This window comes from Streptomyces sp. A 4/2, assembly GCF_940670765.1.
In the GTDB taxonomy this organism is placed as follows: Bacteria; Actinomycetota; Actinomycetes; order Streptomycetales; family Streptomycetaceae; genus Streptomyces.
In genome coordinates, this window is the sequence record NZ_CALNVW010000097.1 from 1 (window position 1) to 428 (window position 428).

The following is a 428-nucleotide window of genomic DNA, read 5'->3' on the forward strand; positions in this document are numbered from 1 at the left end:
CGCAGCGATGTCCGCACTCGTCCTGCCCGCTGACGGACGGTCCGTCGTCGTCGTGGTCACGGTGGCCGTGCTGTACGCCATCGTGTCGGTGTCCATGCTGCGCCGACGTCGCGCGAGCGCGGCCGTCCAGCACACCCGCCCCGCGAAGTGAAGTGAGGGGCGTTGTTTCACGTGAAACAACGCCCCTCATGAACCTTCCGGGCCGCCTTCGGAGGATCAGTCGTGTTTCACGTGAAACACGAGGAACTCCTCACGCTCCATCCGCCCGTGCCGGACCCGGCGTCAGCCCTCCTGTGCGGCCCACCACTCCTTGAGGGCGGCGACTGCGGCCTCGCGTTCCATCGGCCCGTTCTCCAAGCGAAGCTCCAGCAGGAACGCATAGGCCTTGCCGATCACAGGCCCCGGCCCCACATCGAGGATCCGCATGA

1 pseudogene is annotated in these 428 nt (G+C 67.1%); it reads right to left on the reverse strand.

From position 1 onward, the window contains the following. Positions 1–282: 282 nt before the first annotated feature. Positions 283–428: pseudogene (locus NBY69_RS37190) on the reverse strand (CCA tRNA nucleotidyltransferase); the annotation flags it as partial.